Below are 23,020 nucleotides of genomic sequence, written 5' to 3'. Positions count from 1 at the left end.
TTAACAGCACAGAAATAAAAGAAAAAATTGCCTTTAAGGCCAGCTTAATTAGCTTTGTAGTACTTAAGGAAAATGATGACATCGGGTACATCGCACCATATCGGCGAGCAGTTTGAACATTGTATTGGCATTATTCGTCATGCATCCGTGGAGATCTTACTGCTCCTGGATGTGCACGTCTCTGAAGGGAAAGACCCGCGCTGGTTCCTCGACCAGCTCGATACGGCCCGACTGGCGCTGGGCGGATGGGGACCGGTGGCGAAACGGCTGAATCTCAATGACGCCGAAATGTCCGACTTCACGCTGCAATTACGCCTGTTGCAGCAGCGCGTGCCGAAATATGAAAGCGGCCAGGATGTCAGCCAAAACCAGCTGATCGCCGCGGTGCGTTTCGTCACGGCGCTGGAACATCTTCGTCTGCAGCAGCCCTTGCTGGGCTATAACACCGATCTCGCGCCGGGCAACGAATCCCTGCAACTTCAGGCCCATAAGCAGGTGCGCGCGCTCGAACTGATGATTAAATCCTTGATCATGCAGGCGTGGCCCGATCCGGTGCGGCTTAATAATCACCTCAAAACTCTCTTCAATGCCGACCGCGTCCGCCGCTGGCTGAAAAACAGCGAGCGAAACGACGTGCTGAGCGGCATGATGTTCAGCGAAATGGCGCAGATGCTGGTGGATAAGAAAGAGTTCAGCCGCTACTACTCGTCGCTGTTTAATGACCGCTCGAATTTAACGCTGCTGGTGGAGCCGCGCAAAACCCTGCAAACCTTCCTCGATGACATCCGCCAGATCCGCAATATGCTCACCGTGCAGCAGGCGCTGAGCTCGGCGCAACTTTTGCTGCTGGATAACTACTACGCCCAGATTGCCGGGCCGATCCAGCGGGCGTTTGAAGAAGGGCGCACGCGCATCAACCCGACCGGGCTGATGGCGGTCGACGCCAGCGAGCTGCATAACTTCTGGGAAAATGCGCAGAAGATGGACCGTCAGACCGGCGGCGATCTGTTTGAAATTCGCGACAGCATTGAAAAGCCAACTCAGCGCGCGCCGCGCACACCCGAGCAGCGCGACCAGCTGATCTCCGGCGCACTGTGGGGTGCGGTGGGGGTGATGGTGCTGGCGATTGTTGCGGGCGGAGTCTGGCTGGTGTTCGGCAGCAGTCCGCCGTCAGCGGCTGCCGCGCCCAACCCTGAGCCGCCGCAGGTGGCGCAAGAGATGCGCGAAGCCCCGTCCTCGCGGGAAAAACTGACGCGTATGGGTGTGACCTGGGATGAGAATAACTTCCGCTCGGCCATCGATCGCAATGATACTCGCGCGACGCTGCTGTTTTTAAAGGGCGGAATGGACTGGAAGATGTCCTGGACCGAGCAGGCGATGTCAGCCGGATACGATGACGTGCTGGAAGTGTTGATGCGCTACCGCCTGCAAATGGTCGAGCAGAAACCCTGTCGTCGCTTTATTGCAACCGTGAGTCATGCGATGGCGAACGGCGAACAGCTGACCTCCATACGCAAGCAATATCTGAAGGCGTTCTGTACGGTACCCGCGGTGGTGCAGCGGCAGAAATACGAAGCCGATCAGGCGAAGCGCCGCGCCCTGGCGCAGCCGGATGCGAGCACGAAAAAATGGCAAACAATTCAGACCGATATTTATGATGTGATTCGCTAATTTCCACCTGACTCCATTGCATTTGTAGGCCGGGTAAGGCGCAGCCGCCACCCGGCTTTTTTAAGCACCAGAGCTGGAAATTGCCCGATGGCGCTGCGCTTATCGGGCCTACAGATTAGGGTTATTAGCTTTTGTAGGCCGGGTAAGGCGAAGCCGCCACCCGGCTTTTTTATGCACCGAAGCCAGAAACCGCTAAGGCTCTCCGTACAGCCCGATCAGTCGTCGCACGACGCCGTTGGTCCAGCCAAAACCATCCTGCAACGGATACTCGCCCCCGCCGCCTTCGCGCGGCGTGCCGCTGGCGATGTGGTACTTCTCAATCAGCTTGTGGTGCGTTTTATAGAAGTGGTTCACCGTTTGCAGCCAACTCCAGGCGATCTCATCTCCCAGCGAGTCATTGCCGTACTGTTTGAACCCCTGAATCGCCATCCACTGCAGCGGCGCCCAGCCGTTCGGTTTGTCCCACTGTTCGCCCGTTTCGTGCTCGGTAGCGAGAATCCCGCCCGGCGTCAGCAGACGGGCTTTCACCGTGTCGGCCAGACGGTCGGCCTGTTCGTGGGTCGACATCCCGACGTACAGCGGCACGATGCTGGCAGCGGAGAACAGCCCCATCTCTTCACGACGCCAGTCGTAATCGCGGTAACAGCCGTTTTCGTCGTCCCACAGGAAGCGATTCACGGCGGCGCGGCGGTCGTTGGCTTTCTGGCGGAAGGTGGTTTCGGTCTCTTTATCGCCTTTTGCGCCGGAGATATTGGCGATAGCGCTTTCCAGCTTGAACAGGAATGCGTTCAAATCGATCGGGATAAACTGGGTGGTGCGAATGCTGGCGAGACGCCCGGCATCGCGCAGCCAGCGGGAGGAGTAATCCCAGCCCGACGCCGCGCCCGCGCGCAGATCCCGATAAACTTCATTCGGCGGACGGCCCGAGTGTTTGGCCGTTTCCACATCTTCAATCCACGACTCATCGCGCGGCGTGTCGCGGTCGTCCCAGTAGCGGTTGAGCAGCGAACCGTCCGGCATACGCACCACGTGGCGATAGGCCTGATTCAGCACCAGCGACTCGGCACCGTCCATCCAGAAAGCGTACTCCATCAACAGATGGTCGAGATAACGCTTCGCCCCGCGCACGCCGTCCTCTTCAAACAGCTCAACCATCAGGGCAAAGACCGGCGGCTGCGAGCGGCTGAGGTAATAGGTACGGTTCCCGTTCGGGATGTGCCCGTAGCGCTCGATCATCCACGCGAAATTGTCGGCCATGCACTTGAGCAGATCGTTGCGCCCGCTCTCCGCCAGCCCCAGCATGGTGAAATAGGAGTCCCAGTAGTAAGTCTCGCTGAAACGCCCGCCAGGCACGATATAGGCCTGCGGCAGCGCCAGCAGGGACGACCACGGAATATGATCCTGCGGCTCGCGCGTCAGCACCGGCCACAGATTATCAATGTGCTCTTTGAGGGACTGGCTCGGGTCGGAGACGTATTCGGTGGTCAGCGACTCCGGCATCCAGAAGTGGTTTTCGACAAAACGTTTCAGGTCGAAATCGCGGTGGCGTCGCACCTTGCGATAGCGAATGAGGATGTCGAGCGGGTCCATCTTCGGCGCACAGTCGGGAAAGGTTTTGCTGTCGGCAAACAGGCGCGTCGACTGGACGTGCTCGAAGAGTTCAAGATAGCGATCGGCCGGGGTGAGCGCGTCAGACGCGGGCAGCCCCTCAATCATTTCGGGTTCCGGTTCCGCCTCGATCATCTCATCCAGTTTCAACTCGCAGGGATCGGTTTCGTAGCGCAGCTCTTCCGCAACCTCGAACTCGACGATATCTGCAGCGTGTAATTTCTGGTTGAACATGGTGGTTAGGACCTCCGGTTTGCGTTGTCACACATACGGGTGTTTCCCGGGCATCTACTAAGCTTAGACACTCGCTTCGGTGTGCGAAGGACGAAGTGTGCGGTAGATCACGTTTTGTGGTTTGGCCTGGTTTGAGCAAACGGGTGGTATCTGCTTGATTCTGCGTTTTTTATTTGACTGGGTAAGCGAGAGAGGCGCTGGAGAAATTCGGAGCATTCGTTTTGCAACGATTTATGAATGGTCAAACAAAATGCCCCTCGGGAGAGGGGCATTGGGAATTAACGCATCGTCACAAACTCTTCCGCCGCCGTCGGATGGATCGCCACGGTATTGTCGAAGTCTTTCTTGGTCGCACCCATTTTCAGCGCTACCGCAAAGCCCTGCAGGATTTCATCCATGCCGAAGCCGATGCCGTGGATCCCGACGATTTTCTCTTCCGGGCCGACGCAAACCAGCTTCATGCGGCACGGCTGGCGATGAGATGTCACTGCGGTGTACATCGCCGTGAAGGACGATTTGTACACTTTCACCTGATCGTCGCCATGCAGCTCGCGCGCCTGCGGTTCGGTTAAACCGACGGTGCCGATTGGCGGGTGGCTGAAGACCACGGTCGGGATGTTGCTGTAATCCAGATGCTCGTCCGGCTTGTTGTTGAACAGACGTTCAGACAGACGACGGCCTGCGGCAACGGCAACGGGTGTCAGCTCAACCGCACCGGTGTTATCACCGACCGCATAAATTCCTGGAACACTGGTGTTCTGGAACTTATCGACTTCGATGTAGCCTTTTGCATTGGTTTTCACGCCGGTGACGGCGAGATTGAAGTTGTCGTTAGCCGGTTCGCGGCCAATCGCCCAGATCAGGCAATCGACGGTCTGGCTGCGGCCATCTTCCAGCTCCAGAGTCAGGCTGCCGTCGGCGTTTTTCACCACCGCTTTTGGTACCGCGTTGGTGTGCAGTTTTGGCCCTTCGGCGTTCATCACTTCGACCAGCGTCTCGACGATCAGTGGATCAAAGCTGCGCAGCGGCGCGTGTTTACGCACAAACAGGTGCGCATCCGCGCCCAGGCCGTTAATCACACCCGCCAGCTCGACAGCGATATAACCCGCACCGACTACCGCCACGCGTTTTGGCAGGGCAGGCAGTTCGAAGAAACCGTCGGAGTCGATACCGTACTCCACGCCTGGAATGTCCGGGTGGCTTGGACGGCCGCCGGTGGCGATCAGGATATGATCGGCGGTGATCGTCTCGCCGTTCACTTCGATCGTTTTCGCATCAACGAAGCGCGCAAAGCCGCGGATCACATCGACGTTATTTTTGCCCAGCACGTTGTCATACGAGGTATGGATGCGGTCAATGTAGGCGGTACGGCTGGCAATCAGCTTGTCCCAGTCGAAGTGATTGATGGTGGTATCGAAGCCGTAGTCCGGGCCGTACATATGGATCGCCTCACGGATTTGCGCGGCGTGCCACATCACTTTTTTCGGTACACAACCGACGTTCACGCAGGTGCCGCCCAGCTCTTTGGCTTCGATCAGCGCACATTTCTGGCCATACATGGCTGCACGGTTAATCGAGGCGATACCGCCGCTGCCGCCGCCAATGGCGATGTAGTCATAATGCTTAGTCATAACTTCTTCCTTAATCGTTGATTGCCGCGATTGTATACCTGGAATCCATAGGTTCCACCGATGACTGCGATTACTCTGGCACGATCCAACTGACGGTCGCGTGGCCATGACCACTTGGCACCAGGGTTTTATGCAGCCACGGCAGGACGTTGTTCATCTGCGCTTCGAGTTTCCACGGCGGGTTGATGACGATCATCCCGGAGGCGGTCATGCCGCGCTGATCGCTGTCCGGACGCACCGCCAGCTCGATCTGCATGATTTTGCGGATGCCGGTCGCTTCCAGCTCTTTGATCATGCGTTTGATTTGCGCGCGCAGAACCACCGGATACCACAGGGCGTAGGTCCCGGTGGCGAAGCGTTTGTAGCCTTCGTTAATGCCGGTAACCACCGCCTGATAGTCAGTTTTGATTTCGTACGGCGGGTCGATCAGCACCAGGCCGCGACGGGAAACCGGCGGCAGTTTGGATTTCAGCTGCTGATAGCCGTCGGCTTTTTCCACGCGCGCGCGATTATCTTTCTGGAACTCAGAGCGCAGCAGCGGGAAGTCGCTCGGGTGCAGTTCGGTCAGCTGGAGGCTGTCGTGCTCGCGCAGCAGCTGGCGCGCAATCAGCGGCGAGCCTGGGTAGTAGCGCAGCTGGCCGCTGCGGTTGAAATGATTCACCACGCCGATGTACGGCTCCAGCTCAGCCGGAAGATCGTCCTGCTGCCAGATGCGGGCGATACCTTCCAGATATTCACCGGTACGCTCCGCGTGCTGGCTGCTGAGCTGATAGCGGCCCGCGCCCGCGTGGGTGTCCAGATAGAGAAACGGCTTATCTTTCTCTTTAAGAGATTCAATAATCAGACTCTGAACGGTGTGTTTGAGGACATCGGCGTGGTTGCCCGCGTGGAAGCTGTGGCGATAACTGAGCATGGGTAAAGGTGTTCCAGTAGAGAATCGTAGGCCCGATAAGCGAAGCGCCATCGGGCGAAAAAAGAGCGTATTGGCACAGTATACAGAAAAGTCCCCGCCGCCGCGAAAGCGCTGCGCCTGGCATTGAAATTCACTACACTTATCCCCATTACAGAGACAATATGCCCAGCGCCGGATGCGCGCTTCATTCACCTTATTCAACAGGACAGCGCTTATGACCAACCCATTACTCACGCCTTTTTCGTTGCCGCCGTTTTCTAAAATCCTCCCTGAGCACGTTGTCCCGGCTGTGACCCAGTCGCTGGATAACTGTCGCGAGGCGGTTGAGCGCGTGGTTGCGCAGGGCGCACCTTACACCTGGGACAATCTGTGCCAGCGTCTGGCGGAAGTGGATGACGTGCTGGGCCGTATTTTCTCGCCGGTGAGCCACCTGAACTCGGTGAAAAACAGCCCGGAGCTGCGCGAAGCCTACGAACAAACCCTGCCGCTGCTCTCTGAGTACAGCACCTGGGTCGGTCAGCATGAAGGGCTGTACAACGCGTATCGCGATCTGCGCGACGGCGAAAACTACGCGAAGCTGGATATCGCCCAGAAGAAAGCGGTCGATAACGCCCTGCGTGATTTTGAACTGTCGGGCATCGGCCTGCCGAAAGAGAAACAGCAGCGCTACGGTGAAATCGCCGCGCGTTTGTCCGAGCTTGGCAACCAGTACAGCAACAACGTCCTCGACGCTACCATGGGCTGGTCGAAGCTCATCACCGACGAAGCCGAACTGGCAGGCATGCCAGAAAGCGCGCTGGCTGCGGCCAAAGCGCAGGCCGAAGCGAAAGAGCAGGAAGGCTATCTCCTGACGCTGGATATCCCGAGCTATCTGCCGGTGATGACCTACTGCGACAACCAGGCGCTGCGTGAAGAACTCTACCGCGCGTACAGCACCCGCGCCTCTGACCAGGGCCCGAACGCCGGTAAATGGGACAACAGCCCGGTGATGGCGGAAATTCTCGCCCTGCGTCACGAGCTGGCGCAACTGCTGGGCTTTGACAGCTACGCTGAAAAATCCCTCGCCACCAAAATGGCGGAAAACCCACAGCAGGTGCTCGATTTCTTAACTGACCTCGCCAAACGCGCGCGTCCGCAGGGCGAAAAAGAGCTGGCTCAGCTGCGTGCCTTCGCCAAAGCGGAGTGTGGCGTGGATGACCTGCAGCCGTGGGACATCGCCTACTACAGCGAAAAACAGAAACAGCATCTCTACAGCATCAGCGACGAGCAGCTGCGCCCATACTTCCCGGAAAGCAAAGCCGTTAACGGCCTGTTCGAAGTGGTGAAACGCATCTACGGCATCACCGCCAAAGAGCGTCACGATGTGGAAGTCTGGCATCCGGAAGTGCGTTTCTTCGAGCTGTACGACGAGAAAAACGAGCTGCGCGGCAGCTTCTATCTGGACCTGTACGCGCGTGAGAACAAACGCGGCGGGGCGTGGATGGACGACTGCGTCGGCCAGATGCGTAAAGCCGACGGTTCGCTGCAAAAACCGGTCGCTTACCTGACCTGCAACTTCAACCGTCCAGTCAATGGCAAACCAGCGCTGTTCACGCACGACGAAGTGATCACCCTGTTCCACGAATTCGGCCACGGTCTGCACCATATGCTGACCCGTATCGAAGCGGCGGGTGTGTCTGGCATCAGCGGTGTGCCGTGGGATGCCGTCGAGCTGCCGAGCCAGTTTATGGAAAACTGGTGCTGGGAGCCGGACGCGCTGGCGTTTATCTCCGGTCACTATGAAACCGGCGAACCGCTGCCGAAAGAACTGCTGGATAAAATGCTGGCGGCGAAAAACTACCAGGCGGCGATGTTTATCCTGCGCCAGTTGGAGTTCGGCCTGTTCGACTTCCGTCTGCACGCGGAGTTCAGCCCGGAGCAGGGGGCTAAAATCCTCGAAACCCTGGGCGAGATTAAGAAGCAGGTGGCGCTCATTCCTGGGCCATCGTGGGGCCGTTTCCCGCACGCCTTCAGCCATATCTTTGCGGGCGGCTACGCGGCGGGCTACTACAGCTACCTGTGGGCCGACGTGCTGGCAGCGGATGCCTTCTCTCGCTTCGAAGAGGAAGGGATATTCAACCGCGATACCGGTCAGTCGTTCCTGGATAACATCCTGACGCGCGGCGGTTCCGAAGAGCCAATGGAGCTGTTCAAACGCTTCCGTGGCCGCGAGCCGCAGCTGGATGCGATGCTGGAACATTACGGAATCAAAGGCTAATCGCGTTCGTGAAAATTTGTTTGCTGGATGAAACAGGCGCCGGAGACGGCGCCTTATCTGTTCTTGCCGCCCGCTGGGGGCTGGAGCACGATGCTGAAAATCTGATGGCGCTGGTGATGACGCCAGAACATCTGGAACTGCGCAAAAGCGATGAGCCCAAGCTTGGCGGGATTTTTGTCGATTTTGTCGGCGGGGCGATGGCGCACCGTCGCAAATTTGGCGGCGGTCGCGGTGAAGCGGTGGCGAAAGCGGTCGGTGTGAAGGGCAGTTATCTCCCGGACGTGGTAGATGCCACGGCAGGCCTGGGGCGGGATGCTTTTGTGCTGGCATCCGTGGGCTGTCGCGTGCGGATGCTGGAACGTAACCCGGTGGTCGCCGCTCTCCTCGACGACGGTCTGGCGCGCGGGTATGCCGACCCGGAGATTGGCTCGTGGTTGCAGGAGCGGTTACAGCTGATGCACGCCTCCAGCCTGACGGCGCTGACGGATATCACGCCGCGTCCGCAGGTGGTCTATCTCGATCCGATGTTTCCGCACAAGCAGAAGAGTGCGCTGGTGAAGAAAGAGATGCGGGTGTTTCAGTCGCTGGTGGGGCCTGATTTGGATGCGGATGGATTGCTCGAACCGGCCCGCCTGCTGGCGACCAAACGCGTAGTGGTGAAGCGCCCGGACTATGCGCCGCCGCTGGCGGATGTCGCGACCACCAACGCCGTGGTGACGAAAGGGCATCGGTTTGATATTTATTCCGGGACGCCGGAATAACAAAGCCCGGTGGCGCTAACGCTTACCGGGCCTACAAAACCTGATCGTAGGCCGGGCAAGCGCTAGCGCCGCCCGACAATTCACACTTACTCGTCTTCTTCATCACGCAGCGGCACAATCAACATATCCACGTGGACGGTGTTGATCAGCTGGCGCGCGGAAGACATCAGTTTGCTCCAGAAATCCTGGTGATGACCGCAAACGACGAGGTCCATATCGTATTTCTTAATCGCATCGACCAGTACCTGGCCCAGGTCGCCGCTACCGCTTAAGGTTTCAGTAATCGGATAGCCGGCGTTGGTGGAGAGCTCAGACAGCGCGTGGTGCGTCTCTTCGGAGATGCGTTTTTGCATATCGCCAAGGTTAACGTCGATAAGACCGGTGTAGAGATCGGAGTAATTCACATCAACGTGAATCAAAGAAACTTTCGCGTTGTATGGGCGTGCCATGGATACCGCTTTATCAACCAGCACTTTGCTCTCCGGGGAGAGGTCTACCGCGATGAGAATGTGTTTGTAAGCCATAGTGTTACTCCTTCCTTAAGTTATCGATGACTATCAGGTAAGCCGTCGCCTTTCTGCCTTCATTACGGCCCAGTTCAACAAATTTTTCAAGCTTTGGTGTTGATAACGATTAACCTTGTGGCAAAAAAATTAACGGATCTCCTACACTATTTAATGAGCCGTTCGGATATTAAAACGTGAACCCGATCGACTTTCGTCATTCTTTCACTGATCTGTCTGTCAGGGCATTGGGGTGCGGTTGTCCAGAAGTCTCGCTTCGTGGGCGGACGCCGGGGAGGAAGTATGATTAGCACCGTCGCATTGTTTTGGGCGTTATGTGTGGTTTGCATAGTGAATATGGCGCGCTATTTCTCATCGTTACGTGCGCTATTAGTGGTACTTCGAGGTTGCGATCCGTTGCTTTATCAGTATGTGGATGGTGGAGGCTTCTTCACGTCGCATGGACAGCCCAGCAAACAGATGCGTCTGGTGTGGTACATCTACGCCCAGCGCTATCGCGATCACCATGACGACGAGTTTATCCGTCGCTGTGAGCGTCTGCGTCGCCAGTTCATTCTGACCAGCGCCCTGTGCGGGCTGGTGGTGGTGAGCATGGTGGCGTTAGCGCTCTGGCATTGAGCCAAAAAAAAGCGGGTCAGTTTCCTGACCCGCTTTTTCATTGCTTATCCTGCATTAAATCAGTTTCAGCGACAGCCAGTACAGGCCGCCCGAAAGCAGAATCGACGCCGGGAGGGTGAACACCCAGGCCATCAGGATGTTGGTCACGGTTTTACGCTGCAAACCGCCGCCATCAACAATCATCGTACCGGCAACCGAAGATGACAGAACGTGGGTCGTTGAAACCGGCATACCGGTGTAACTCGCCAGACCGATAGAAACGGCAGCGGTCATCTGCGCGGACATACCCTGCGCATACGTCATGCCTTTCTTACCAATCTTCTCGCCGATGGTGGTCGCCACACGACGCCAGCCAATCATTGTCCCGATACCCAGTGCCAGTGCAACGGCCATGATGATCCAGATTGGCGCGTACTCAATAGTATTGAGCATATCGCCTTTCAGTTTCTTCAGCAGACGCTGGTCATCGTTGTTCACATCTGGCTGCTTCGCGACTTTATCGGTCACATCAGAGATGCACAGCATGATGCGACGCAGCTGACCACGTTGTTCAACGGACAGTTTGTCGTAGCTTTCGATATCGCTCAGCATGCCTTTAGCACGTTCCAGCGCGTTGATCGCGTTTGCCGGGTGGCAGTGGAACTCGCCCGGAGCGGTGGTCGCACCCGGTTCCGGAGAAGGAATCAGCTGATCAACACCGGTCACGCGTTTCAGCAGTTCAGGGTGCTGCTGGAAGTACGTTTCGACGTTGTTTACTGCATCACGGGTACGGGTGATTTCGTATCCGGTGGCGTTCATGTTGACCACGAACCCTGCCGGAGCGACACCAATCAGGACCAGCATGACCAGGCCAATGCCTTTCTGACCGTCGTTTGCGCCGTGAGAGAAGGCGACGCCGATAGCGGAAAGAATCAGAGCGATACGCGTCCAGAACGGAGGCTTTTTCTTGCCATCTTTCTTTTCACGTTCTGCGGGAGTCAGGTGAATACGGGCGCGTTTTTTGGTTCCGCTCCAGTAACGACGCAGGATGAAAATCAATCCACCTGCAACGACCAGGCCCACGATAGGGGAGATAATCAGAGAGCCGAAGATCCCCATCACTTTAGGGATGTTCAGCGCGTCAACGACAGACGTGCCGGTCATCAGGGCGTTGGTTAACCCGATACCGATAATCGCGCCGATCAGCGTGTGAGAACTGGATGCAGGCAGGCCGAAATACCAGGTACCGAGGTTCCAGATAATCGCAGCAAGCAGCATGGAAAATACCATCGCGAGACCGTGCGCTGAACTCATATTCAGAAGCAGGTCTGTAGGCAGCATGTGAACGATGGCATAGGCTACGCTTAGGCCACCAAGTAGAACACCAAAGAAGTTAAAGACAGCCGCCATAACAACCGCAACTTGCGATCGCATTGCGCGAGTGTAGATAACCGTTGCGACTGCGTTCGCAGTGTCGTGGAAGCCATTGATAGCTTCGTAAAACAGCACAAATGCCAGAGCAAGCAATAGTAAAAGCCCGGTATGTAAATCCAGACCAGCAAACAAATGTAGCATAGGACGTTACGCCATTTTGGAGGACATGAACGCGGCGCATTATCCAGGACAAATGCGCAACGGGCAAAGTGAAATATAGCTTTTTTTTGATATACCTTCTGGATTGTTTACGTCTGGTAAAGAAATATATTTTATATTTCAATTATATGACTGACATATCAGTTTTTTGCGCTGGTGTGACCACAGAGGAAACTTTACAATTCGCGCCTGTTAAACATGAGGATTTGGATGTGGAAAGGTTTGATGCCGTCATAATTGGCGCCGGTGCGGCGGGAATGTTCTGTGCGGCGATGGCCGGACAGGCGGGTCGTCGCGTTCTGTTGCTGGATAATGGCAAGAAACCCGGCCGCAAGATCCTGATGTCTGGCGGGGGTCGCTGCAACTTTACTAATTTATATGTCGAACCCGCGGCCTATTTGAGCCAAAACCGTCATTTTTGCAAATCTGCCCTGGCGCGTTACACCCAGTGGGATTTCATCGATCTGGTCGGCAAACACGGCATCGCCTGGCATGAAAAAACCCTCGGCCAGCTCTTCTGTGATGACTCCGCGCAGCAGATTGTCGACATGCTGGTGGCCGAGTGCGAGAAGGGCGGCGTCACCACGCGCCTGCGCACCGAAGTGCTGAGCGTCTCACGCGACGACAGCGGCTACCGGCTTGAGCTGAACGGCGACACGGTCAGCGCCGACAAACTGGTGATCGCCAGCGGCGGGCTGTCGATGCCGGGCCTGGGCGCGACGCCATTCGGCTATAAAATCGCCGAGCAGTTTGGCCTGAAGGTGCTGCCGACCCGCGCCGGTCTGGTGCCGTTCACTCTGCACAAACCGCTGCTGGAGCAGCTCCAGACCCTCTCCGGCGTCTCGGTGTCGTCCACCATTACCGCTGAAGACGGCACCCTGTTCCGCGAAAATCTGCTGTTCACCCATCGCGGTCTCTCTGGCCCCGCCGTGCTGCAAATCTCCAGCTACTGGCAGCCAGGCGAATTCGTCACCGTCAATCTGGTGCCGGACTGCGATCTGGCGGCGTTCCTCGACGAACAGCGCGCCGCGCATCCGAATCAAAGCCTGAAAAACACCCTGGCGATGCAGCTGCCGAAACGTTTGATCGAGTGCCTGCAACTGCTGGGGCAAATTCCTGACGTCACGCTCAAGCAGCTCAATGTGCGCGATCAGCAGGCGCTGGTCGAGACGCTGACCAACTGGCGCGTTCAGCCGAACGGCACCGAAGGCTATCGCACGGCGGAAGTGACCCTCGGCGGCGTGGACACGGATGAACTCTCGTCCCGCACCATGGAAGCGCGCAAGGTTCCGGGGCTCTATTTCATCGGTGAAGTGATGGACGTGACGGGCTGGCTGGGCGGATATAACTTCCAGTGGGCCTGGGCAAGTGCCTGGGCGTGCGCGCAGGCGCTGGCGAGCGACTAAATCGAAGTCTTACAGCCCCGCATTTTTAAAGGCTCTAAGGGAGGAGTTAGAGCCTTTTTGACCTATGGTGATGCAACGCCAAATTAAATAATTTCTAACTGTAAAACCTGGTGAAATATCGATGCAGCGCCGGCTAAATGATATTTTCATTAAACTATTTCTATTTTTAAATGTTGTCCAATACTGGATTCGAACCTAATTGTGATTATTGCAATCGACTATCGGTAGTATCACTATTATCAGCAACTCCAAAGCGTCGCTCGTTGAGGGAGATTATTATTTTGAAGTTTACCTTGAATAAAACAACTGTAGTGTTTAATTAGCTCGTTACTCATCACCCCGCGGCAAGCGAGGTTATCCAGAGCGAGCATTTCTTTTTGGATTAACCCAGATGAATAAGTCCGGCATTGCCGCTTTTTTAGCTTTAATAACATTATCAGGCACTGCACACAGCGCCCTGACCCTTAACGCCGACCGCCTGATTTACAGTGAAAAAGAGGGCGATGCGACGGTCACTATTCACAGCAATGAAAATCGGGCCTATCTGGTTCAGTCCTGGCTTGATGCAGGTGACAGTTCTCAGATCAAAAAATTACCGTTCGTGGTCACACCGCCGCTGTTCAGGCTGGCCCCGAAAAGCGACAACGTGATTCGTGTCGTCTATTTAGGCAGCGGCCTGCCTGCCGATCGCGAAAGTCTTTTGTGGCTTGACGTGAAAGGCGTGCCCGGCCTGAATGAACAAGAATCAAAAGTTGAAAACCGCATGGTGCTGGCGATCAATAACCGGATTAAATTCTTTTTCCGCCCGGCGGGTTTAAAAGGCGATCCGGGTGAGGCGGTGAAAAACCTGAGCTGGAGCGCATCCGGTAAAACGGTGGTGGTAAAAAATGCCTCCCCGTTCAATCTGGTGTTGAGCAAAATCTCAATCGATAAAGAAACCATTCCGGTTTCGGTGGTCGACAATAATACCGTCATTGCCCCTTTTGCGGATAAAACCTATCAGCTTAAACATGCCCCTGCCAGTGGCTCAGCCGTGGAGTGGGAAGCCATAAATGATTTCGGCACAACGTCTAAAACCTTTACCCAGAAAATGAACTAACAGGACGTCATGCGCTGTATCAGTAAGTTGTGCCTGGCTGTTTCTGTGATGCTTTCGAAAACAGTGTTTGCCGGGGAATATTTCGACCCCGGCTTATTACAGTCGGCAAACGGCAATACAGTGATTAATGACACCAGTCTCCTCAGCCAGGGCGTTCAGCCGGCGGGGACTTATCGCGTCCGGATTAAGGTCAACGGAAAGCCATCCCTGGTTTCAGATGTCAGGTTTGAACTGAATGACAAAAAGGAACTCGTTCCCTGTCTCTCTTTTCAGACCTATCAGAAACTCGGCGTGGATTTGAAAAAGGTCGCTTCGAATGCTGAGGATAATAGCGTGAAAAATGCCTGCACTGACATGCAAGAGCAGCTTCCCGGTACGAAGGCTGATTTTGATTTTTCAAAACTGACGCTGGATATTTCTCTCCCGCAAACCGTGATGCGCGATGAATCGCTGACCGGCGTGCCGGAAGAGGAGTGGGACGACGGTGTGCCCGCCATCATCAGCATGTACCAGCTTTCCGGGCAGCAATATCTTCATCGCACCAGCGACACTCAGGACACGGTATTTGCCAATCTGACCAACGGCTTTAACCTTGGCCGCTGGCGCTATCGTAATAACGCCACGCTCAGCAATGACGACGGCTGGAAGACGCTCTCAAATTATGTGGAAACTGCCGTCCGCTCCCTGAAAGGGGAGCTGACCCTGGGCGACGCCAGCACACCGGGCGATATTTTTGACAGCCTGGTGGTGCGCGGGGTCCAGCTTAATTCCGATGACGATATGCAGCCTGACCAGTTAACGGGATTTGCGCCCCTCATTCGCGGGATTGCGAAGAGTAACGCCCAGGTCACCGTACGCAGCAATGGCTACATCATTTATCAGCGCTCGGTTCCGCCAGGCCCGTTCGTTATCCAGGATCTGTCTTCCGTTTCAAACGGCGGCAAGCTGGATGTCACCGTTACCGAAGCCGACGGTTCAGAAACGCACAGCACCGTCTCTTACTCGAACGTTCCGCAACTTTTACGCGCGCATCAGTTGAAATACAGCCTGGCGGCGGGGCGCTATGTGACGAACAGCAACAGCGTGGAAGAGACCCCGGAAATACTGCAGGCGGCGATCTCCTGGGGGCTGCCGCTGGATATCACCACCTACGGCGGTATCCAGTATCAGGAAAAATATAAGGCGGCGAGCCTGGGCGCAGGTTTTGACCTGAAGCGTGCGGGCGGCATCGCCATTGATGTCACTGAAAGCCAGGGGCAGCGCTGCAATTCGCCCGAGTATAAAGGCGATATGCTGCGTCTGACCTACCGCAACGGCATCCCGGAAACCGGGACGCAGATCCAGCTGGATAACCGCTATTACCGCCGCAACTATTTGTCTTTCAGTGACTGGGCCGATTCAGAAACGCTGTTCGAAGACTCGCGGTTAAAACGCGAATACAACCTGACCCTCAATCAGACCCTGACGGACGAACACAGCTTCTTTGCCACCCTGTCCCGCACGGCGAATCAGGACAGCTCGGTCTCGCGCTCCTGGCAGCTCGGCTGGAACGGCTCGTGGCAACGCGTCAGTTTTTCACTCGCGTGGAGTATGACCCGTAGCGAAGGGATGTCCGACTGGGATAAACAGCTGGCGCTCACGTTGTCTGTTCCGCTCGGGAATCTGTTCCCGGCCACGCAGCCGATGGTCAACTACAGCGCCACCACGGGCCTGAAAGGCGATCTGACAAACCAGGTCGGCGTGTCGGGTCACATGGGGGAAGGGCAGGATCTGAGCTGGAATACCCAGGTCTCTTACGCGTCGCAGAACGGGCAAAGCGACACTCAAAGCGGCTCCGCAGGAATTGATTACCAGGGCAACCGCGGCGAATTCAACGTGACCTATAACGCCGACCGCAACCAGTACCTTTCCTGGAACGCCTCCGGGAACTTACTCGCGCACAAAGACGGTATCACGCTGGGACGTTTCTCCAGCGGTAGCCAGGCGCTGGTGGCGATCCCTGGTGCGGAGAATGTCGAGCTGGGCAGCAACCAGAATATTCGCACTGACTCCCGGGGCTTTGCCATCGTGCCCGATCTCCAGTCCTATCACCGCAACACCATGACGGTCGATCCGCAGAGCAATAAAGAGGTCGATTTTGTCAGCACCTCCTCTGAGGTGATCCCGACGAAAGACGCCATTGTGCTGGCCCGCTTCAAAGCGATCGGCGGACGCAAAGTGGTGATGAACGTGAGCTACAAAGGCCAGCCGTTGCCCTTCGGTGCGCGGGCAAGAATTGAGGGCAATGACGATACCTGGTACGTCGGGGATCAGGGCCAGGCCTACCTCAACTCCGCCCCTGACAGCGGCACGGTGAATTTCAGCTGGGGCGATAAACAGCAGTGCTCCGCGCCATTCGCCATCCCGACAAAAGCGTCGGTGAAGCTGGCTATCGCCATCCTGAACGTCGAATGCCACTGAGGAGCGCCCGATGAAACCTTTTTCCTGCTGGCGAATCGCCACCGTCATGATGTTAAGCGCCGTTGCGTTAACCGCCCGCGCGCATGACTGCCCGATCCAGGAGCGTCAGGCGCCGTTAAATCTGACGATACCGTTAACCGTTCAATTGCCGGACAAAGCGGGCGCCGCGCCGGTGGGCACAGTTTTGTCGGTGAACGAGAAAACTCTCGCGCAGCTGACCGGGTCGCATCATGCGATCGCTCCGGCGTGCCAGGGTGAGGTACAGCGCATCCTGAACGGCAGAATGAGCACGGCGCAAAGCGGGGATCATATTTACAGCACTTCGCTGCCGGGCGTCGGTGTAAGAATTACGGTTATCTATGACCAGCCGGGGAGGGCAAAAAAAGAGTGGGTATTACCTTTTAACACCCCTTTTTCGGAGGTCCCGACGCAGTCGATCAGCACCGATGATATTAAATTGCGCATTGAAGCGATCAAGACCGGCATTATTCAGGGCGGCACGATGACCATTCGCCTGCCGTCCCTGGTCTCGCTGAATGACAATTCTCTGGTGGTGAACCTGGCGATGACGGTGCTAGCCGCCAGAGCCCACTGTGAAATTCTGGTCGATCAGCCGCAAATCGAATTACCGCCGATTAATGTGAAGGATCTGGCCAGCAGCGCGGCAAAACAAAATTATCCGGTCGGCGTGAATCTGCAGTGCATGAACACCACCCGGGCCAGCATCAATATCGAAGGTGCTACCGAGCCACAAAACGTCACCGTCTTTAAAAATGTCGCACCCGAAAACCCGGCCTCCGGCGTGGGCATCGAAATGCTCTATAACGGCAGCGTGATGACGCCGTTCCAGCCCATCGATATGGCATTGCCCGTGCAGCAGATGAATATCCCGGTCCCGCTGTCGGTTCGCTATGCAAAAACGGATCAACCCGTCAGTGAAGGAAAAGTGAAAGCCCAAATTACGCTGAGAATTAATTATTTATAACGAAATAGGGAAGGTTTCTTTTTTCATTCTGAAATGAGAAGGCTTCGCCTATTTTATTCAGATACAACACTATAAGGATATTATTTATGAAAAAGTCAATTTTAGGACTGGCCGTCTCCGCATTGTTTGTGATGGGCGCAGCTCAGGCTTCTACCAACCCTGATGACATCTCAGCAAACCTGACCATTTCTGGTACGGTGACCCCGACTCTGTCACCTTGCACCGTTAACCTCGGTCAGTCTTCTGTGGACCTGCAAGCAGACATTTCCACCCTGGTGACTCAGGGCACTTCTACGACGCCGATGAATACCGTAGACCTGACCGTCAATGGCGATGAGCAGTGCGCAGACCTGGTTTCTCAGGGCAAAATCGCCTACAAATTCCTCGGCACGGCAGACAGCTCAATGGGCAGCGTCCTGGCAAACACGGCGACGGGCGAAGGCGCAGCAAGCGGTATCGGCATCGCGCTGTATGACAACGCAGGCCAGAATCTGCTCATCAACAAAGATACAATGACGGCGACGACGGGTGCCGCTCATTTAGGTCTGGGGATGGTAAAACTGGCAGGCCAGGCAGCGAACGCGGGTGCTGTACAGGGTTCTCTGACGATTCAGATCGAACGTCTGTAATAAATCCCTCCTCGTGAAATCGAGGGGGAATTCTATTCTGCGTTGTTGATTAATAACCGAGAACACCATGAAAATTATCTACTCTGCATTAATCCTGTCATCAGTGATGACAGGCTTTGCCGCGCAGGCCGAAGATGTTTCCGCCACGCTGTCGATTACCGGGAATGCCACCAGTGGACCGACGGGTTGCGAAGTGATTATGAACCCACAGACCATCGCATTAGATACTATCGATCTGGATGCGCTGCCATGGCAGGGGGGAAATACCATTCCGAAGAATCCAATTAACCTGCATGTTTCAGGTAGCAGCGAGTGTTATGCATTAGTGGCAGCGAATCGCATGGCTTATCGTTTTGTGGGTACGCCAGATGCCGGTGAAGGGTCGGTGTTAGCCAATACCGATACGTCATCTCTCGCCGCGCAAGGCGTAGGGATTGGCATATTTGATATGCACGGTAAATTCCTGGATATCAGGAAAACTGTATCGGCGCTGGATATAGAACGTATTACCCTGCAGGTCGTGTCTCTCAAAGGAACGGAACAAAGACCTACCGAGGGGAATGTGAACGGCGATCTCACGGTCCAGATTGAACGTCTGTAATCCATAGCGACAACCACCCGTTTTGTGGAATTTAAAACGGGAAATAAAGCCCGAAGTCTCTTCGGGCTTTTCACTCACAACGTGAGAATCAACTTACAGGAAGTTAATCTGGACGTTGGCATTCGCTGCAATCGTCCCTGCGGTTGCAGGTTTGGTATTATCAGACAGCACAACATCCGTCTGAATCGCGATGTGTGCTTCGCCCATCTCGTTAATATTGCGTGAGGTCGTTGTCCCGGAGTTAATAGGTACCAGCGGATGCTGGTCAATTCCCACTTGCTCGTAGAAACCAATCGCCACGTTTTGCGCGGCACCCGCAGCGGCCGATTGGGTGCTGAGCAGTTTGCCATTGACGGCATCGGCGGCACCCAGCACGGTGGCGGAAACATGCAGACCCTGATGACAACCCACGATATCAATCATATACAGCTGAGCATGCCGAGGGCCGTCTTCCGCGCGGCGGATCTCATCCGGGCCTGAGATGTTGTCAAAAGATAAGCTTGGCGGGGCCGAAATGACGCAATCACTGGCGGAGATCACCTTTGCGGTGACGTCCATATTGTATGTCCCCAGCGTGTCACTCGCATTAACCGTTCCTGCACAACCCAGGGCTACGGCAGTCAACGCAAAACAGAGAAGTTTTTTATTCATAATAATGGCCTTGATGAAATCGATACAGGCGAACAGATCAATGTGGCGATCTCTTCACGCTAAATAGAAATTACAGATAGTCGATTTTGAATTGTGCAGAAGAGGTCACCAGACCTGGTTCAATTGTTTTTGCGCCATCGGTTTTCGCCAGCGCGACAATTAAGTTAATGCCCAAGTTTGTAACCCCGGCAGGTTTCGCGAACGTACTTGCTTCACCCCCGACGGTGAGTTGTTTAAAGTCAGGGAAAGTCCAGACGCCAACGCCGACATTGGATGCGGCACCGGATTGCGAGGTATTGGTTAACAGAGAGGCATCCGTCGCATCCGCCGATCCCTGGAGGCTCACAGAAAGTACGCTTTCCGCTGACGCACAGTTTTCAAATGAGAGGGTCGTCGCGCCCGTCATGGCCTGCGGTGCCTGATCGCTGGTTTTGATATCGGTATCGATAACTTCACCAAGATCGAGGGAGGGTTTGATGTTGACCGTGCATTTTTCACTGGAAACAAGCGCACCCGATATATCCAGTGACAACGAGCTGTCGGTGGCGGCATTTGCCATTCCTGGCGCCAGTATCAGGGTGACCAGTGAAGCCAGTGCCATATTTGTGCTGAATTTTTTCATACTCTTTTCCTTTGAGTTTATAAATACCAAATCTTATCCATGAGGAATGAATAGGATTTGCTATTTATTTAAAATTCCTTCCCGTCTGAATATCTTTCTATTAATGGTAAATCCTAGAGCGCGCTCAGCTTAGCGTAAAAAGATATATTCCTGTATTCATCACGGGCTCTTCTGAGGTCTAAAAATATACCTTCTGGCGCTATATTCTTCGGTTAATTTCAGGCCGGGCAGAAGCGCGTCTTTATGAGAATGGGACTTTCCCTCTACTCTTCCTGCGATTAGCAGGTATCCTTAGGGTCAGTCGTTGGTCGTTAATGTTTCGAATTCGCGGATCTCACCAAACTATGCAAAAAATGTTCAGAATGCCGCTGCTCCTGGCATTGTTGTCGTGCCTGATGATGATGCCTTTTCTCTCGCAGGCAGAGGACGCCCCCTCGCAAACCGAGGCAGAGCAGCCCGTCAAGGTCAACGTCGGCACGGCGTTGCCGGCCCTGCAAAAACGCCTGGATACCCTCAAGCAGCAGGTGTCTGCGGTCAAAACCGACAAAAAATTCACCGCCCTGAATGACGATGCCCTCAAGCTCGCCGAAGATGCCAACAAACTGGCGGTGGTGCTTGCCCCGCAGCTGACGCAGATTCAGGCCCAGCTTGACGTACTCGGCCCGGCTCCCGCGCCTGGCACGGTCACGGAAACGGCGCAGGTGGTCGGCCAGCGTAAGCAGCTTAATAACAGCAAAACGCTGCTGACCACCCAGATTGAGCAGGTCAAAGCCATCGCCGTTAACGCCCAGAATCTCTCCAGCCAAATCTACGGCCTGCGACGCGATGCGCTGAAAACCCAGATCGCCCTCAATACCGGCAGCATTCTGGGAGAGAAATTCTGGTCGCCGCTGATCTCACCTAACGAAAAAGACACGCAGCGGTTTGACGAGTTCGGCTCGCAGGTGAGCGACGCCTGGCATCAGGCGTGGGACGAAGACTGGTACTTCGGCTCCGGTTTTTATCTCTTACTGGCGCTGGCGATGGGTCTCTTCGGGCGCAAAGCGCTGGACAGGCCGATGAACTGGATCCTGCCGCGCTGGCTGCCGCAGGGACGTTTTCGCCGCAGCTTCCTCGCCTGTTTCACCACGCTCAGCACCACGGTGACACTCGGGATCAGCATGCAGCTGATCTGCTATATCTTCACGCGTCTGCCGGACACCTCCCGCCTGGTGATGGATTTTGCCGATCAGCTGGTTGAGCTGACCTGGTTCTCGGCGATCATCGCAGGCCTGGGTATCGCGCTGCTCTCGAACAGCCATCCGTCGTGGCGTCTGCCGGGCATCGCCGATCCGCTGGCGAAAACCCTCGCCTCGTTCCCGATTCTGCTCGCAGCCTCTATTTTCATCTTCGGTATTATCGAGCAGCTCAACGGGCTGGTCGGGTCGAGCATTGATGCGACCCTGTTCGGTAACGGCCTGTCGGCGCTGCTGGTGGCGCTGAACTGCCTGATTGCGCCGATCCGCGTTAACCGGATGCGGCGTAAAATGCGCGCGGAAGGGGAGCAAACCGAGGCGCGTTCGACCATGGCGGGGCTGATTCACCTGGTGATCAGCCTGACGGCGTTCGTCATTCTGCTCGCGCTACTAATTGGTTATATCCCGCTGGCGCGCTTTGTCACCTTCGAACTGCTGTGGATTGGCCTGGTGGTCAGCTGCCTCTACCTGCTGATCCACTTCGTGGTGGATCTTTGTGAAGCGGTGTTCTCGCCAACCACCCAGAGCGGGAAAATCCTGCAGAGCACCCTGAGCGTCAACGAGCGCCACCTGTCTCTGGCGTCGACCTTGTTCTCTGCCTTGGGCAAAACCACGCTGCTGTTGATGGCCCTGGTGGCGCTGCTCAACGGCACTTTCGGCACCACCACACCGCTGGAGCTGGTCAGTAAAATCGCCGATATCTGGGGCGGAAAAGGCCTCGAGAGCATGAACATCATCCCGGCGCATGCGGTGAATGCCGTGCTGTGCCTGGTGGTCGGATGGTATATCTTGCGCTCGTCGCGCCGCTGGCTGGATCACGAGTTCCTGCCGAAAACCACCATGGACAGAGGGCTGCGCGCCTCGCTGGTGACGCTCTTCACCAACGTCGGCTACGTGCTGCTGATCATGCTCACCCTGTCGATGCTCGGCATCGAGTGGAACCGTCTGGCGTGGATCGTCAGCGCCCTGTCGGTCGGTATCGGTTTTGGTCTGCAGGAGATCGTGAAGAACTTTATCTCCGGCCTGATCCTGCTGACGGAACGTCCGGTGAAAGTGGGGGATTTGGTGAGTATCAGCGGCGTCGAGGGCGATATCCGCCGCATCAACGTGCGCGCGACGGAAATTCAGCTGAGTGATAAATCGACGGTTATCGTTCCGAACTCGCAGCTCATTTCCCAGAACGTGCGTAACGCGACCATGGGTAATGCCCAGGGCGTGGCGACTATCGCGCTGACCTTCCCGCTGGATATTGACCCGGAGCAGGTGCGCAATCTGCTGCTGGAGGCCTATAGCCTGCATGAATCCATTCTGGAAGCGCCCGCGCCGTCGGTCAGTTTTAAAGAGCTGGGGCCGAACGGGATTGTGCTGAGCGTCACCGGGTACGTGAACAGCCCGCGCATGGTCAGCGGAACGCGCAGCGACCTGCTGTATGAGATCCTCAAAATGCTGCGCGCGGCGGGCATTAGCCTGAGTCAGACGCAGACGATGGTGCTGGAACAGCCGCACCGCGTCACAGTTGAGGATGAAGCGAAAGGTCAGTGAT

Annotated in this window: 18 protein-coding genes; 11 read left to right on the top strand and 7 right to left on the bottom strand. The window is 55.8% G+C overall.

What is annotated here, in order from left to right:
• Window positions 1-75: 75 nt before the first annotated feature.
• On the top strand, window positions 76-1,671 hold the full coding sequence (locus U9O48_RS21550; RefSeq protein ID WP_285146087.1) for an STY4199 family HEPN domain-containing protein: 1,596 nt from the start codon (window positions 76-78) through the stop codon (window positions 1,669-1,671).
• Between the two features lie 192 nt (window positions 1,672-1,863).
• Here the strand turns inward: U9O48_RS21550 and U9O48_RS21545 are convergent, their stop codons facing one another.
• From U9O48_RS21545 to U9O48_RS21535, 3 genes are all read right to left on the bottom strand, one after another.
• Window positions 1,864-3,513: an alpha,alpha-trehalase gene (locus U9O48_RS21545; RefSeq protein WP_285150149.1), complete on the bottom strand. Its 1,650-nt coding sequence runs from the start codon at window positions 3,511-3,513 to the stop codon at window positions 1,864-1,866.
• 278 nt (window positions 3,514-3,791) lie between these two features.
• Window positions 3,792-5,144, bottom strand: coding sequence for a glutathione-disulfide reductase (gene gorA / locus U9O48_RS21540; RefSeq protein ID WP_282492860.1), 1,353 nt, complete (start codon window positions 5,142-5,144; stop codon window positions 3,792-3,794).
• Window positions 5,145-5,214: 70 nt separating this feature from the next.
• Complete coding sequence (locus tag U9O48_RS21535; RefSeq protein ID WP_285146089.1) at window positions 5,215-6,057, bottom strand: 23S rRNA (adenine(2030)-N(6))-methyltransferase RlmJ; 843 nt, start codon at window positions 6,055-6,057, stop codon at window positions 5,215-5,217.
• A gap of 214 nt (window positions 6,058-6,271) precedes the next feature.
• On the opposite strand from U9O48_RS21535, the gene prlC reads away from it, so the two are divergent.
• Both prlC and rsmJ read left to right on the top strand, forming a co-directional pair.
• Window positions 6,272-8,314 carry an oligopeptidase A gene (prlC, locus tag U9O48_RS21530; protein WP_282492862.1) on the top strand — a complete coding sequence of 681 codons (2,043 nt, stop codon included), beginning with the start codon at window positions 6,272-6,274 and terminating at the stop codon, window positions 8,312-8,314.
• Window positions 8,315-8,322: 8 nt separating this feature from the next.
• The gene (gene rsmJ / locus U9O48_RS21525; protein WP_285149912.1) at window positions 8,323-9,075 is read left to right on the top strand and encodes a 16S rRNA (guanine(1516)-N(2))-methyltransferase RsmJ; all 753 of its coding nucleotides are present in this window, start codon (window positions 8,323-8,325) and stop codon (window positions 9,073-9,075) included.
• 86 nt (window positions 9,076-9,161) lie between these two features.
• On the opposite strand, the gene uspA is transcribed toward rsmJ, so the two are convergent.
• A complete protein-coding gene (uspA, locus tag U9O48_RS21520; RefSeq protein ID WP_003861223.1) occupies window positions 9,162-9,599 on the bottom strand; it encodes a universal stress protein UspA in 438 nt (145 codons plus the stop codon).
• 282 nt (window positions 9,600-9,881) lie between these two features.
• Here uspA and uspB point away from each other — a divergent pair, with 282 nt between their 5' ends.
• Window positions 9,882-10,217, top strand: a complete 336-nt coding sequence (gene uspB / locus U9O48_RS21515; RefSeq protein WP_282492864.1) for a universal stress protein UspB — start codon at window positions 9,882-9,884, stop codon at window positions 10,215-10,217.
• Between the two features lie 54 nt (window positions 10,218-10,271).
• Here the strand turns inward: uspB and pitA are convergent, their stop codons facing one another.
• Entirely contained in the window at window positions 10,272-11,771 is a 1,500-nt protein-coding gene (gene pitA / locus U9O48_RS21510) for an inorganic phosphate transporter PitA (protein WP_282492865.1), read from the bottom strand.
• Window positions 11,772-12,001: 230 nt separating this feature from the next.
• Here pitA and U9O48_RS21505 point away from each other — a divergent pair, with 230 nt between their 5' ends.
• The 6 genes from U9O48_RS21505 to U9O48_RS21480 all read left to right on the top strand — a co-directional run bounded on the left by U9O48_RS21505 (window position 12,002) and on the right by U9O48_RS21480 (window position 18,969).
• A complete protein-coding gene (locus tag U9O48_RS21505; protein ID WP_285146092.1) occupies window positions 12,002-13,195 on the top strand; it encodes an NAD(P)/FAD-dependent oxidoreductase in 1,194 nt (397 codons plus the stop codon).
• Window positions 13,196-13,586: 391 nt separating this feature from the next.
• Window positions 13,587-14,294 carry a molecular chaperone gene (locus U9O48_RS21500; RefSeq protein WP_324723181.1) on the top strand — a complete coding sequence of 236 codons (708 nt, stop codon included), beginning with the start codon at window positions 13,587-13,589 and terminating at the stop codon, window positions 14,292-14,294.
• A gap of 9 nt (window positions 14,295-14,303) precedes the next feature.
• Window positions 14,304-16,754: a fimbria/pilus outer membrane usher protein gene (locus U9O48_RS21495; protein ID WP_324723180.1), complete on the top strand. Its 2,451-nt coding sequence runs from the start codon at window positions 14,304-14,306 to the stop codon at window positions 16,752-16,754.
• Window positions 16,755-16,764: 10 nt separating this feature from the next.
• Complete coding sequence (locus tag U9O48_RS21490) at window positions 16,765-17,739, top strand: fimbrial protein (RefSeq protein WP_324723179.1); 975 nt, start codon at window positions 16,765-16,767, stop codon at window positions 17,737-17,739.
• Between the two features lie 86 nt (window positions 17,740-17,825).
• On the top strand, window positions 17,826-18,368 hold the full coding sequence (locus U9O48_RS21485; protein WP_324723178.1) for a fimbrial protein: 543 nt from the start codon (window positions 17,826-17,828) through the stop codon (window positions 18,366-18,368).
• A gap of 67 nt (window positions 18,369-18,435) precedes the next feature.
• Window positions 18,436-18,969, top strand: coding sequence for a fimbrial protein (locus tag U9O48_RS21480; RefSeq protein ID WP_282493609.1), 534 nt, complete (start codon window positions 18,436-18,438; stop codon window positions 18,967-18,969).
• Window positions 18,970-19,062: 93 nt separating this feature from the next.
• On the opposite strand, the gene U9O48_RS21475 is transcribed toward U9O48_RS21480, so the two are convergent.
• Both U9O48_RS21475 and U9O48_RS21470 read right to left on the bottom strand, forming a co-directional pair.
• The gene (locus U9O48_RS21475; protein WP_324723177.1) at window positions 19,063-19,620 is read right to left on the bottom strand and encodes a fimbrial protein; all 558 of its coding nucleotides are present in this window, start codon (window positions 19,618-19,620) and stop codon (window positions 19,063-19,065) included.
• Between the two features lie 70 nt (window positions 19,621-19,690).
• On the bottom strand, window positions 19,691-20,242 hold the full coding sequence (locus U9O48_RS21470; RefSeq protein ID WP_324723176.1) for a fimbrial protein: 552 nt from the start codon (window positions 20,240-20,242) through the stop codon (window positions 19,691-19,693).
• Between the two features lie 344 nt (window positions 20,243-20,586).
• On the opposite strand from U9O48_RS21470, the gene U9O48_RS21465 reads away from it, so the two are divergent.
• The gene (locus U9O48_RS21465; RefSeq protein WP_324723175.1) at window positions 20,587-23,019 is read left to right on the top strand and encodes a DUF3772 domain-containing protein; all 2,433 of its coding nucleotides are present in this window, start codon (window positions 20,587-20,589) and stop codon (window positions 23,017-23,019) included.
• The last annotated feature ends 1 nt before the right edge of the window (window position 23,020 follow it).

This window comes from Lelliottia sp. JS-SCA-14 (genome assembly GCF_035593345.1).
GTDB lineage: Bacteria > Pseudomonadota > Gammaproteobacteria > Enterobacterales > Enterobacteriaceae > Enterobacter > Enterobacter wanjuensis.
Note: the sequence above shows the minus strand (reverse complement) of the source record. Positions and strands in the feature narration are given on the sequence as shown.